The organism is Fusobacterium sp., from assembly GCF_019012925.1.
Classification (GTDB): Bacteria; Fusobacteriota; Fusobacteriia; order Fusobacteriales; family Fusobacteriaceae; genus Fusobacterium_A.
In genome coordinates this window covers 23,922-37,882 of the sequence record NZ_JAGIRL010000023.1, presented here as the reverse complement: position 1 = coordinate 37,882, position 13,961 = coordinate 23,922, and the positions used below count along the sequence as shown (strand labels likewise).

14 protein-coding genes are annotated in these 13,961 nt (G+C 27.6%); 7 read left to right on the top strand and 7 right to left on the bottom strand.

The window, feature by feature from the left end:
- Positions 1-201: 201 nt before the first annotated feature.
- Positions 202-1,866: a hypothetical protein gene (locus QZ286_RS04020; protein ID WP_291255691.1), complete on the bottom strand. Its 1,665-nt coding sequence runs from the start codon at positions 1,864-1,866 to the stop codon at positions 202-204.
- Positions 1,867-2,153: 287 nt separating this feature from the next.
- On the opposite strand from QZ286_RS04020, the gene QZ286_RS04015 reads away from it, so the two are divergent.
- The 4 genes from QZ286_RS04015 (at position 2,154) to QZ286_RS04000 (ending at position 5,867) form a co-directional block, all read left to right on the top strand.
- On the top strand, positions 2,154-2,849 hold the full coding sequence (locus tag QZ286_RS04015) for a hypothetical protein (RefSeq protein ID WP_291255690.1): 696 nt from the start codon (positions 2,154-2,156) through the stop codon (positions 2,847-2,849).
- Positions 2,850-2,851: 2 nt separating this feature from the next.
- Entirely contained in the window at positions 2,852-4,465 is a 1,614-nt protein-coding gene (locus tag QZ286_RS04010) for a BREX system Lon protease-like protein BrxL (RefSeq protein ID WP_291255689.1), read from the top strand.
- Between the two features lie 51 nt (positions 4,466-4,516).
- Positions 4,517-4,714 carry a helix-turn-helix domain-containing protein gene (locus tag QZ286_RS04005; RefSeq protein WP_291255688.1) on the top strand — a complete coding sequence of 66 codons (198 nt, stop codon included), beginning with the start codon at positions 4,517-4,519 and terminating at the stop codon, positions 4,712-4,714.
- 118 nt (positions 4,715-4,832) lie between these two features.
- Positions 4,833-5,867, top strand: coding sequence for a site-specific integrase (locus QZ286_RS04000; RefSeq protein WP_291255687.1), 1,035 nt, complete (start codon positions 4,833-4,835; stop codon positions 5,865-5,867).
- 307 nt (positions 5,868-6,174) lie between these two features.
- On the opposite strand, the gene rpsI is transcribed toward QZ286_RS04000, so the two are convergent.
- The 6 genes from rpsI to QZ286_RS03970 form a co-directional block, all read right to left on the bottom strand.
- The gene (gene rpsI / locus QZ286_RS03995; RefSeq protein ID WP_300342942.1) at positions 6,175-6,573 is read right to left on the bottom strand and encodes a 30S ribosomal protein S9; all 399 of its coding nucleotides are present in this window, start codon (positions 6,571-6,573) and stop codon (positions 6,175-6,177) included.
- A 16-nt stretch (positions 6,574-6,589) separates the two neighbouring features.
- Positions 6,590-7,024 carry a 50S ribosomal protein L13 gene (gene rplM / locus QZ286_RS03990; RefSeq protein WP_291255686.1) on the bottom strand — a complete coding sequence of 145 codons (435 nt, stop codon included), beginning with the start codon at positions 7,022-7,024 and terminating at the stop codon, positions 6,590-6,592.
- A gap of 118 nt (positions 7,025-7,142) precedes the next feature.
- Positions 7,143-7,853, bottom strand: coding sequence for a hypothetical protein (locus QZ286_RS03985; RefSeq protein WP_291255685.1), 711 nt, complete (start codon positions 7,851-7,853; stop codon positions 7,143-7,145).
- Positions 7,854-7,921: 68 nt separating this feature from the next.
- Positions 7,922-9,586 (bottom strand): ATP-binding protein, encoded by a 1,665-nt coding sequence (locus QZ286_RS03980; RefSeq protein WP_291255684.1) that lies wholly within the window; start codon positions 9,584-9,586, stop codon positions 7,922-7,924.
- A gap of 11 nt (positions 9,587-9,597) precedes the next feature.
- Complete coding sequence (locus tag QZ286_RS03975; protein WP_291255683.1) at positions 9,598-10,281, bottom strand: response regulator transcription factor; 684 nt, start codon at positions 10,279-10,281, stop codon at positions 9,598-9,600.
- 108 nt (positions 10,282-10,389) lie between these two features.
- A complete protein-coding gene (locus tag QZ286_RS03970; RefSeq protein WP_367243729.1) occupies positions 10,390-11,241 on the bottom strand; it encodes a phosphate ABC transporter substrate-binding protein in 852 nt (283 codons plus the stop codon).
- 186 nt (positions 11,242-11,427) lie between these two features.
- On the opposite strand from QZ286_RS03970, the gene pstC reads away from it, so the two are divergent.
- From pstC to pstB, 3 genes are read left to right on the top strand one after another with little or no spacing between them, the layout of a single operon-like run.
- On the top strand, positions 11,428-12,300 hold the full coding sequence (gene pstC / locus QZ286_RS03965) for a phosphate ABC transporter permease subunit PstC (RefSeq protein ID WP_291255681.1): 873 nt from the start codon (positions 11,428-11,430) through the stop codon (positions 12,298-12,300).
- An 11-nt stretch (positions 12,301-12,311) separates the two neighbouring features.
- Complete coding sequence (pstA, locus tag QZ286_RS03960) at positions 12,312-13,157, top strand: phosphate ABC transporter permease PstA (RefSeq protein ID WP_291255680.1); 846 nt, start codon at positions 12,312-12,314, stop codon at positions 13,155-13,157.
- A gap of 33 nt (positions 13,158-13,190) precedes the next feature.
- Positions 13,191-13,955, top strand: a complete 765-nt coding sequence (gene pstB / locus QZ286_RS03955; RefSeq protein ID WP_291255679.1) for a phosphate ABC transporter ATP-binding protein PstB — start codon at positions 13,191-13,193, stop codon at positions 13,953-13,955.
- Positions 13,956-13,961: the final 6 nt, after the last annotated feature.

Here is a 13,961-nt window from a genome sequence, read left to right as displayed (position 1 = left end):
TAGGTATATTGTATTAGAAATTTGAAAAAATTTCGAGTACTTTATACCTTTTTTTATTTTAAAAATAAAAAAGCCAAAGAGATTAAAAAATCTCTTTAGCTAATTTTAAAACATATAGCTATTAAGTTTGCAACAGCCCCTATTTTTTATAATTTTTAACAGAAAACTCTTCACATCCTCTAAAAAAAATTAAACTTTCTCCTATCTTTTCTTTCCTGTTTCTAAATATTTAAATTTTTTGATTAAATATGTCTCCATAATGCTATTTTTTAATCTAACTTCTTCATAATCAGCATATCTTTTAATTATTAAATCAATACATTCACTAGGATCGTATATGTATTCAATTATTTCTTTAAAATTTATTATTTTGTCACTATAATATTCTTTTAACTTTTTACTTATATCCTTATTTTTTATACTATTTTTTTCTCTATTTACTTTACTAAGAATTTTTTCAAAGTAACCTTCTTTTTCTAAAAAGTTATAAAATAACTTAAAATCTTCAATTTTTGAGTAACACTTTTCTTTAGACAATAATTCTTCTATACTCTCCTCTTCTATAGTATCATCATAAAAATCATCAATTTTTATTTTATAATTACAAATTTCTATTATTAGATTAATTAATTTTTCGGAATAATTTATATATATTCTTTCTGACAAATTAAAATATTTTTCATTTTCTTCTAGTTCTTTATTATTTTTCAAAATAACTTCAAATAATTTTTGAACTTTTTCTATCTCTTCGATATATTTAATATCAGAAAAATTTACTATTGCTTCTAATACATCATAATCTAAAATTTTATTTATCTCCTTAGATATATTTTCAGAAATTTTATTATAATTTATACTATTTAATTCTTGAATTTTTTCTTTATATTTACTATATAAATCATATTCTAATATATAATCATAAAATCCATTTTTTAAATTTGCTTGTATTTTACTATTAAATCGTCCTTCTAAGCAATAGTCTAAATATTTTTTCTCTTGTTCAAGTAAAACTTCTAATGTTTCATCTAAAACAAGTTCTTGAAGCCTAGAAAAATTCATAACTTCCTTGGTATAAAACTTAGCTATTTTTTCTTCATTTTCAACATCTTTTAAATATTTTTTAGTAAGTTTAGGAAATAAAAGCTCTAATTTAGAATAATCAATATCTATTATAATTGTTCTTTTCTTTGTTGAATTACGTATACTTTTTCTTTTTATTTCTTTTATTAATTTAGGAGTTACTTCTTTATATAAATATTTATATTTATTTTCTAGTCTCCTTATTTGTTTAGTATTTTCTTCAACTCCCCATTTAGTTTCATTCTTAAAAAAAGATTTTATTTTTTCTTTTAAGTCACTAATTTGATTATAAGAATCTTTTATTTCTTTGAAAAATATAATATCCATTTCCATAGTTTTTTCTAAAATCTCTCTAATTTTTTCTTTCTCTTTATTTTGAGAATAAAAATGTTCTACTAATTCACTTGCAATATTTGTTATTTCATTTTTTTCTAAATCATAATTAAAACATTTATTCATTTTTCTTCTATCAAAAATAGATAAAATTTCTTCAAATAATACTTCATAATCTATATTTCTTATATCAAAATTTCTTTTATATTCTGCTTGTTCTTCTGTATAACAAAATGTTATGGCTACTTCATCTATTCCTCCAATTTTTCTTAATATTTTTGTTCTTTTATCTAGATAAAAAATTTTCTCTTCTAATTTGTCATTACTATAGTAATTAATAATAATTTTTTCTATCTCATTTTCTTTTTTTGATTCTATCTCTAAAATATTTTTAAATTCTTCAAAATCTTTTTCTCTTGTGCATTTTTCTATAAAAAAAACTCTTTTTTTCATTTTTTCATTTTTCTCCCCCATTTTTTTATAATTTTAGCTATAAAAATTTCTATTATTTTTAATATTTTTGATTTTATCAATTTTCTGTTACTTTTACTCTAAGTAATTTATATTATATAATAATTCTATAAAAATTTCATAGTTTTTTATTTGGAGCTTTCCTAAAAGATTAAGAAAGCTTTATATAAATAGATTAACAGAAAACTAAAAAAAATGTGGAAGAAAAAGAAGTGAAGATAGCTAAATTTTATTTTAATTTTTATATAACAAAATACAGGAGGTTTTTTATGGAAAACGTATTAAAATATGTTGTTATTCGGAATGACAAAAAGAAAGCTTATGATGTAAGGGACGATCTTATTAAAGAACAAAGGGGGATTAAATATGTAGAAGAAAAAGATTATGCATGGATATCTTTTGAATCATATACTTATTTAATTCCTTTAACAGGGAAAGGGGTTGAAATTCTTGAAATAACTTATAATTGGATTAACGACTTCTTGGACAATGAGAACAAAATAATTGAAGAACTATATGAACTTGTTGATGATCAAGTTATTTCAAAAACAAGCATTGATAATTTTAAAGAGATTTTAAATACCTATGATGAACTTGATATCAAATGGTTAAAAAAAGAAGACATCCTTGTTCTAAAGAATATAGAAAATTATAAATTTAAGACTCGATTAGAAATCGCATCTTTAAGTTCCATTGAAATTTTAATTAGATTATTAAATCAAAATATCAGTATAACAGATATAAAAAAAATAAAAGAGAATGATAACTTTATACCTATTATTTTCCCTATAAAATTTTCTCCAAAAACAAATTTTAGATATATACAAGATAGAAGTTGGAAAATGGAGAGAGAAAATAGAAGGTATAGTCAAACTATTCAAAATAATTTTTATAAAGGTGACATCAATTTAGTAGAATTACTTGAACTAGGATATTTGAAATTAAATATAAATGAGGAGGTTTAATTATGGCAAGAACTAAAAAAAACGAAAAAGAGGAGATTCAAAGCAGCTATAAAACTCTTGAAAATACAAAACCTTTAACAGAAATTTTAATGGTTGATAAGGGATTTTCTTGTGAAAATTATACTAAAGAAAAAGTAAAGTTTGCTACAACAGAATCTCAAGTAATAAATTATTCACAAGATGAAATTCAGAATATAGTACAATCAGTATTTGTTGGAAAATCATTCAGCCAAAGGATTGATCTTGTTCTAAATACCATTGGAAGAAAAGCACATTATAGAAGTATATATTATTCTTTCATTGAGTTAATGGAGCTATTACCTTATGTCTGTAAAAATTTACATCTCATGATTATAGGAGAAAAGCAAACTGGCAAAACTAGTATGTACAAATCTATAAATAATACTACTCATATTATTTCTGAAGCTCCAACAAATGCAGCTTTAAGGGGTTCAAAAAATTCACAATTTGAAGAAAAGAAGACTCCTTTAGAGATAGAAATAACTGTTTTAGATGAGTTTTCAGATTATCCTAATATTGACTCTATTAGTACTATAAAAAGCTTTGAGGAAAATAGTTGTTTCCTTAAATATGGAGTTGAAGATACAGAATCTAACTGTTGTCTTATAAAATGTGGAAATGGAAAGAATAAAATTAAAAATTTTAAAGAAATTACAGCAAAAAATATTTTAGCTGGGTTTCCTTTAGAATGGAAACAGGAGGCTATTTTGGACAGGCAAACAGCTTTAATTTATCATCCTGACATTATTCCTTTGACTAGAGAGGCATTTTTAAAGGTTGGAGATAAAGGATTAAATGTAAATATCTTTTTTAAACACCTTGAATTTTTAAAAAACTCTGAAAGAGAGATTAATATACAACTTTCTAAAGAGATTCCTATTAGAAAACATTCTATTATAACAAAAGCTGTAAAAGGGTTAATAAATCTTTTATATCCAGATGTAATACCACAAGAATATATAATAGAAGGATTAACTGACATAGTTCTCCATTTTAATTATATAGCTGAAAATATTCATTATTCACCATTCAGAAAGAAAAATATGAGATTTATCTTAGAGATAGTCAAATCTTATAATATTAATTTTACCGAAGCTTATTTACTTGATAATAGAATCTTATTAAAAGGTGGCAATAAATTTTTTAAAATAGCTCTTACTCCCTTTGGAGCAATTGAAAATGAAAAAGAGATGAAGTTTTATAATGACAAAACAAAAAGTGCAAATATACCTATTGCTACTATTTATAAAGAAAGTACTAAAATGATTCTCATTCAAGAATTTTATCCTTTATATAGTAAGGAAAATCATTTTGATGAGCAAGGAAATTCTATTAGTTTTGATTATGATAAAGATAAAGCTTATCAAAGAGGAAATAAGTTATTAATAGAATTAATTTTAGTTAAAGCTAAATATGGGGAAAAACTTCCAAAAGATGAGTTCATTAATAGGAGATTATATACTGATGAAAGATTAAAGCAAGAAATAAGAAAATATTTTAATCTAAACTCTTCTACATATATAAATTCATTTTGTTTTAACTATGATGGAGAAGAAACTATTACAATAGTAAACTTTGCTCATCTTATTGACTAAAACTAATATCTCAATAGTTATATATCATAAGATGAAAGGAGGAAAATAAAGATGAAAAAGCAAAGAATAAAAACTCAAAAAGCAGCTCAATTATTAGGGCTACCTGTACAGACATTAAGAGTCTTTATACAGCATGGTAAGTTCCCAGAGTTTGCTAGTGCTATCAAAAAAGAAGGGTCTAAACATTGGATATACTATATCAATGCTACTAGACTATATGAGTACCTAAATATAAAAGAGCCTATTTAGACTGCTATCTAAATAGACTCAAGAATATTCTAGGTTAATTAATACCAGAGAATATACTCTTACCGCAATTAGAGTATATCATTTCTAGTATTTTTAATAAAGTCATATTTTAAAGGAGATGATAAAATTGAGAAAGGCTAATGGAAATGGCAGCATTGTAAAACTTAAAGGAAATAGAAGAAAATCATTTATGGTACGTGTTACACAAGGATGGGAAAAAGATGGAAAACAAATTCGAAAATTAATAGGAACATATGCTACACAAAAAGAAGCACAAAAGGCTCTGATTGATTATTTAGATAATCCTTATGATTTGGATTTAGCAAATATCTTATTTAAAGATGTATATGAAAAATGGAGCAAACTAAAATATCCTAAAGTTAGTCATTCAGCTATACTAGGTTATCAAGCTGCCTATAATAATGTTGAAAAACTTCATGACATGAAAATAAAAGATATTAAAGCTAGACATTTGCAAGAAGCAATAGATAAATGTTCTAAAGGACAAGCAACTAAAAAGAAAATAAAGTTCCTATTTGGACAAATGTTTGCTTATGCTATGCAAAATGATATTATAACGAAAAATTATAGTGAGTTTGTTGACCTTGGAAAAGCAACAGAAAAAAGTAATAGGGAACCATTTAGTAATAAAGAGATAGAGTTACTATGGAAACATGTAAGTGATATCGAGTTTACAGATACTATAATTATTATGATATATAGTGGTTTTAGAATAGGAGAGTTATTAGAACTTGAAACTAAAAATATAGACCTTATTAATATGACTATGACAGGAGGATTAAAAACAGAAGCTGGTAAAAATAGACTAGTACCTATTCATCCCAAAATATTACCTTTAATAGAAAAGAGATACAATAAAGATAATCAATATTTGATTATCAATTTTAAAGGAAAGAAAATGAAGTATGATAACTATTACAGAGAAAAATTTATTCCTATTATGGAGCAACTAAATATGAAACATAGACCTCATGATTGTCGTCATACCTTTGCTACTCTTCTTAGTAATGCCAATGCAAATGCTACAGCTATTAAAAAGATGATTGGACATGAAAGTTATGCTACTACTGAAAAAATATATACACATAAAGATATTGAAGAGCTTAGAAAAAATGTAGAATTAATAAAATAATAAAAAGGTTTCTTAAGGAAATTTGTACATCTATTTTCAGATATATAGATTTCCATTTTTTTGTGAAATTGAATAATATTTTTTAAAGAATTGTAAAGTTAAATTATCTTAGTGCATAAAAGATTTGATATTTCTTAAAAATTCTTTATAAAATACTATTTTTAGTTGATTAGAGAAAAATAAATTTGTTACCTGTGTGTTACCTATATGTTACCTATAGATATAAATTTTAAGATTTTTTTAAAAACTAAATATAAAGAAAAACCCCACAAACACAAGGTTTGTGAGGTCTGTAATTTTCCAGCAATTATCTTTTTGAGAATTGAGGAGATCTTCTTGCTTTTTTCTTTCCGTATTTCTTTCTTTCAACCATTCTTGAGTCTCTAGTTAAGAATCCAGCTTCTCTTAAAGCAGCTTTTAAAGTCTCATCAGCTAATATTAAAGCTCTTGCTACTCCGTGTCTTATAGCTCCAGCTTGTCCAGAGTTTCCTCCTCCAATTACATTAACTTTAACTTCAAATTTATCTAAAGTTTCTGTTAAAGCTAAAGGTTGCTCAACTATTTTAGAAAGGATTTCTCTTCCTCCAAAATAATCTGCCATAGTTTTTCCGTTTATTTCAATTCCTTTTCCTCCAGGAATTAATCTTACTCTTGCTATAGAAGTTTTTCTTCTTCCAGTTCCTCTATATTGAATCATTTCAGCCACTGTCATTTACCCCCTATTAAAATTCTACCTTTACTGGTTTTTGTGCAGAATGTGTATGCTCTGCTCCAACAAATACTCTTAATCTAGTTAATTGTTGTCTTCCTAATTTGTTTTTTGGAAGCATTCTCTTAACAGCTAGCATTAATAGTTCTTCTGGCTTCTTCTCTAAGATTTCTCCTAGTCTTCTCTCTCTTATTCCTCCTGGGAATCCTGAGTGATTGTAATATTTTTTGTCAGTTAATTTTTTTCCAGTTACAACTAATTTCTCAACGTTAGTAACTACTACGAAGTCTCCTCCGTCAATGTGTGGAGTAAAAGTTAATTTCTCTTTACCCATTAATTTTTTAGCAACTTCAACTGCTAATCTTCCTAATATTTGCCCTTCAGCGTCATAGTGATGCCATTCTCTAACAACATCTTCTTTTCTTTGCATAAAAGTATACTTTTTCACTTTAAAATTTCCTCCTAATTATGTTATATCGTTCTAATATAACGCAACGGTCCTTTGTGGGAAAGGTTTAATATACCTTACTATTATATTAGTTTTCCTTAATTATGTCAAGGTTTTTTTATTGTTTTTCTTCTGTTTTTTCTTGAGTTTCTTCCTTTTCTTCCTCTTTTTTCTCAGGTGCTTTTGGTAGTGGGTTTCCAAATAGCCACTCTATCTGTCTTCTAATTCCTGTTAAGTTAAACTCCTTATCTCCAACAACCAATCTATCATCTTCTGGTATTGCTGTATATCCTTCATCAAGAGGCATACTCTTATCAAGGTTTACTTGAAGTTTAATCAATTCTCCCTCTACTGGTTTAAACTCAGTTCTAACAGTTTTAATTACACCTTCAGTTGCTAATATCTTAGCTTTATCCTCATCAGATAATCTTCTTTGAGGTGGATAATCAGCTATAAATAGATCTTCAGTAGCTATAAATTTAACCTTATCTTCAGCTACTTTTTCAAATAGATCTATTGTATACTTTCCTCTTTCTCCAACTATAAATTTCTCTAAATCTAAAATTTTCTTTCCAACACCGAATGGATCAGGTAAAATTCCAAACTCTCCCTTAGTTATTAATGTATCATCTGGAGCATTTATTCTCACTTCAAACATAGTTGGTCTTTGTAACTCATTAACTGTTACAACTATTGATAAATTTGCCATTGGAAATGGAAACATTGGTTGAATAAGATTATCAAACTCTCCAAATATATCTATAACTCCATTTACTTGTGGATTCATTTGAGCTTTATAAGCTGTTATTACATGTTTTAATTTTGCCATTCTTCTACCCCTTTTCTTTTTGTTATCTACTCCTAATATACCATATTTTCTCCATATTAGTCCACTTTTTATTTTAAAATATAGAACGAGAAGGTAGTTCCAATATGCTCCTGTGAGTCAATTGTCAAATCTCCTCCACACTTATCTACTAGAGTTTTTACTATTGACAGTCCAAGTCCTGTTCCACCCAAATTACTAGTTCTAGCTTGATCTATTCGATAAAATCTCTCAAATATCTTATCCTGTTCATAGATAGGTATTCCCATTCCATTATCTTTGACTTGAATTAAATATCTATCCCCTTTTTCCAATACATCTACCATTACCCTTGGATTTTTATTCATATTGTAGATAATTCCATTCTCTATTAAATTTTTTAAGATCATAGATATTTTTTCAAAATCTATTTTCAAATAGTCTCTATTATCTGTGAGTGCAAAATTAAACTCTACCTCTGCTCCTTTTTCCTCTATCTTTTTATCTAAAATATCCAGTAACTCTTTTTTTAATTTTTCAACTCCAATTTGTGAGATATTTACAAGATTAGAATTTTCTATTTTAGATATATTTAAAAAATCTAAAACAATATTTTCAAGCCTTTCTACATTAGATTTTATAGTTTTTAAAAATCTTGTTTTCATACTATCTGGACAATCTTCTAAAGCTATCAAATACCCTTTTATATTTGTAAGTGGGGTTTTCAATTCGTGACTTACATTGTTTATAAAATTTCTCTGAACCTCAACCATCTCTCTAGTGCTCGTTATATCCTTAATTGTTATTATATATCTATTACTAAATTCTAAATACTTCATTGTCAGTAAAAAGTATTTTTTTAAATTTTGAATATATAGCTCTTCTCTAATATCTTTTTTAGAACTCATTCCATCTTTAATATGTTTTATTATCTCAATATGTTTTACTGCCCCTAAATAATCATCTTCATAGGGATCTATTATATATTTTAAAGATGTATTCTTTACTATAAAGCTTCCATTTACATTTAATAACCCAATAAAAAGATCTACTGAATGTAAGACTTCAGATAAAACTCTTCTCTCTTTCTCCAATCTAGATATATTATTTAGATTTTTCTCCTGCCACTCTTTCAAAATATCCCAAAATTGAAATAACCAATACTCATCTTTAGAGTAATTTACCTTCTCCATCTCTCCACTTTTAAGAAAACATCTCATTTTTTCAATTTTATTATAGAAATCTCTTTTTATATAGTTTTTATAGAAAAAATGTATCACATAATTTAAGATTATAAAAAATAGTATCTGAATTAAAAGAAACTCTCTTATCTGTAATACCTCTTTACTATAATCGTTAGAAGTTCTCAATACATACTCTTCACCATTTATATCTCTCACTAAGATAGCATAATAAGCCATCATCTTATGTAGTGTATCACTACTTCTCACCGTAAAACTCTCGCTATTTTTAATAGCTTCTTGAATCTCTAATCTCTGAAGATGATTATCCATTCTCTTCTCCTCTTCCTCAGTTTTTTTAGAGTCAAAAATTATTTTTCCTTCCAAATCCACTATTGTAAATCTAAGTTCATTATTTGAAAAAAGTTCTTGATACTTTACTCTTGGATTTCTCTCAGCTATTAATTTTACAAGTAGGGTATCCTCTTTCAATATCTGTTTCACTCTTTGCTTATATAGGTTTGATAAGATTTTAGAGTTTATTCCTACAAAAATTCCCTCTAAGATCAGTATCAATATTAAGATAATTATCTCTTTTCTTCTAATTTGTATCCAACTCCTTTTATAGTTCTAATATGTTCACTGAGCTCTGGCAATTTATCTCTTAACTTAGAAATATATACATCAACAGTCCTATCTCCAGCATAGTAATTACTATTCCATACTTTATCCAAAATCTTCTCCCTCGTTATTACCAAGTTCTTATTTTGAACTAATAATAACAAGAGGTCATACTCTTTTTTAGAGAGTTCTATCTCATTTTCATCATAGAGAACTCTGTGTCTATCATCTTCTATTTTCAATTTATAGAACTCAAATTTGCTATCCTTCTCTCTCTTAATCTCACTATCTTTAAAAAATCTCTTTACTCTCAACACCAATTCTCTCGGATCAAATGGCTTTTTCATATAGTCATCTGCACCTATTTCCAAACCTTCTAACACATCTTCTATCTCTGTCTTTGCTGTCAACATAATTATTGTTGGATTTCCATATTCTGAAGATATTCCTTTTACAATTTTTGTAAAATTTTTTCCATCTAAATTTGGTAGCATCAGATCTAGAACTACTAAATTGTGTTGTTTCTCTTTTAATAATTTCAACCCTTCTAAACCATCATCAGCACTATCAACTTCATATCCCTCTTTAGTTAAAAAATATAAAATTAACTCCTGTATCTCCTTATCATCTTCTATAACTAGGATCTTCATTTCTCCTCCAAATTTAAAAATATTCTTTATCTAAATTATAGAAGAGAGGGCACAAAAAGTAAACATTTTTATACCCTCTCTTCATAAATATATTATATTTTTTAAGCTTTATTTTACAGGAACAAATCCCTCTTCTTTAACAATTCCCTGTCCTTTTGGAGAAAGTGCATAATCTACAAGTTTATTAATATCTTCTTCTGCATTCTTATCCACATACCAGTACACTTCTCTAGCTATTGGGTATGTTTTATTTGATACATTTTCTGGTGTTGCTTCTACTCCATCTACTTTTATAGATTCTACTGTGCTATCCATATAACCCATTCCTATATACCCAATAGCATTTTTATTAACCTTTATCTCCTGTTTTATTGCCTCGTTAGATGGCATATACAAAGTTTTTGCTCCATATTCTAACTCTTTTTTAGTATTGTTCTCTCTGATAATATGCTCCTTAAAAAATTCATGTGTCCCAGATGATGAATCTCTAGATAGTACTACTATTGGTGCATCCTCTCCACCTATCTCCTTCCAGTTAGTGATTTCACCTCTAAATATTTTTCCCAATGTTATATCATCAATATCTTTTACAGGGTTTGAAAGGTTTGCTACTATTGTTATTCCATCAAATCCTAAAACCACCTCTCTTACATCTATTCCCTTGCTTTTTGCCATAGAGATCTCTTTCTCTTTTATATTTCTTGAAGCCATAGCAATATCAGTTGTTCCATTTAAAAGTGATGATATTCCAACTCCAGAACCTCCACCTGTAACTGCTATTCTTGCTCCTCTGTTCTCCTTCATATAGTTTTCAGCTATCGATTGAGATACATTTAATATAGTATCTGATCCTTTAGCTTGTATCACTTTTGATCTTGCCTCTGCAACAGTAGAAGCTGATAACATTCCTCCAACTATCAAGATACTAAACAACCCTTTTTTTAAGATATTCATTCTTATCCCTCCAAATTTTTATTTCTTGTTTATGTCATTAATATACAGTGTCTATGTAAATTGATTATTAATCTAGTGTAAATTTTATGTAAATATTTTTTTACACAGAATTTACATTGAATTAATACTGTTTTTACACTGTTAAGATAATATAGTTATGTATTTAATATATAGATTTTTTAGGAGGTTTTTATGCAATGCATAAGAAAATTTAAAGATGGTGTAATGAAGCATCTTCTTTTTGGGATAGGAGTATCTAATATTATAATTATATTTTTAATTTTCCTATTCATATTATCAAATGGAATAAAATTTTTTAACTCATACTCTATAACTGATTTTATTTTTGGAAAAAAATGGATATCACTCTCTGAACTATATGGACTTTTACCACTTCTAGTTGGTTCATTTTGGGTAGTGATTGTAGCTCTTTTAATAGCTGTTCCCATTGGAATTCTTACAGCTATTTACATAGCTGAATATGCTTCTCCAAAAGTAAAAACTTTTATGAAAATAATTATTGAAACTATGTCCGCTATTCCCTCTGTTGTACTTGGATTTATTGGACTATATGTATTATCTGGACCTATAAAGGAGATGTTTAACTTAACAAGTGGTCTCACAGCTTTAACTGGTGGAATCATGTTAGCATTTATGGCTATTCCGACTATTGTAAGTATAGCTGACGATTCTTTAGAAGCTCTTGACAAGTCTTATAAAGAAGCTTCTCTAGCTTTGGGAGCTAACTCTATTGAAACAATTTTTAACGTACTTTTACCAGCAGCCTTTCCAGGAATATTTGCTGGGGTTATGTTAGGATTTGGAAGAATTATTGGAGAGACTTTAACAGTTCTTATGATCACAGGTAACTCTCCTATCTTAGCTACTTCCCCTCTCTCTCCAGTGAGAACTCTTACAGCTACAATAGCAGCTGAAATGGGAGAGGTAGTTCAAGGAAGTACTCACTACTATGCACTTTTTACAATTGGTATAGTCCTTTTTATTATAAGTTTCATTACCAACTGTATCGCTGAAAAGTTTATACGAAAAGCTAGAGAACTTTAATGGAGGAAAAAATGTTTATTTTAAAAAAATCAAAAGCTAAATTTTTAGAGAATCTGATAAAAATTATTACTCTAATCTCAGTAATCCCAATATTTCTAATTATTGGATATATACTTTATACAGGTATTCCTGCAATATCTTGGAGCTTCTTAACTGAGATGCCTAGTGATGGAATGAGGGCTGGAGGAATATTCCCTGCTATAGTTGGAACTCTTTGGCTTACACTGGGAACTATCATAATATCTGTTCCTTTTGGAGTACTGACTGGAGTCTATCTTGTAGAATATGCTAAGGATAATCTTCTTACAAGAATTATCAATCTTACCATAATTAATTTAGCTGGTATACCAAGTATAATTTACGGACTTTTTGGTATGGCACTTTTCGTTATATTTTTAAACTTTGATGTTTCGATTTTATCTGGATCATTAACACTTGGAATTATGTGTTTACCCGTTATTATCACTGCTACTCGAGAATCTCTTTTAGCTATTCCGAAACATCTAAGAGAGGCTTCCCTAGCTCTTGGAGCTACAAAATGGGAGACAATTACAAAAGTTATTCTTCCTGCTGCTATGCCTGGAATTTTAACTGGAGTTATTTTGAGTATATCTAGAGCTGCTGGAGAGACAGCACCTATAATGTTTACAGCTGTTGCCTTCTATCTTCCATTTTTACCATTAACTTATTGGGATCAGGTTATGGCTCTACCATACCATCTCTATGTAATTTCAACACAAGTTCCAAATATGCCAGCTACTTATATGAGTGGTACTCTATTTGTCCTTGTTGTAATTACAATAAGCTTCAATCTACTTGGTGCTTTTATCAGGTATAGATTTAATTCACAAAAATAATAATATTCAATTGATATAAATTAGGAGGAAAAAATGAATTCTAACGACACTAGAATTTTAGTAAAAGATTTTAACTTTTATTATGGAGATTTTAAAGCTTTAAAAGATATTAACATGGAGATTAAAAAAAATAAGGTCACTGCACTAATCGGACCTTCTGGGTGTGGAAAATCTACATTTTTAAGATCTATCAACAGAATGAATGATCTAATTCCAAATGTAAAATATGAGGGAAACATTCTTTTTGATGGAAAGAATATTTTTGATAAAGATTATGATATTGTTGAACTTAGAAAAAAAGTGGGAATGGTATTTCAAAAACCAAATCCATTTCCAAAAAGCATCTATGAAAACTTAGTTTATGCTCCAAAACTACATGGTGAAAAAAATAAAGATAAACTTGATGAGATTGTTGAAAACTCTTTGAGATCAGTTGCTCTTTGGGACGAGGTAAAAGATAAACTCCACAAATCATCTCTTGGATTATCTGGTGGACAACAACAGAGACTATGTATAGCAAGAGCTATCTCCATAAATCCAGAGATCCTATTGATGGATGAGCCTACTTCAGCTCTAGATCCAATCTCAACAGCTAAAATAGAGGAACTTATCAGACAACTTGAAGAGAAATATAGTATAATTATCGTTACTCACAATATGCAACAAGCCTCAAGAATATCTGAATATACTGGTTTCTTCTATCAAGGTGTGCTAGAGGAATTTGATAAAACAGAACTTATCTTTACTACACCGCATAAGAAAAAAACAGAAGACTATATTACAGGAAAATTTGGATAGGAGGAT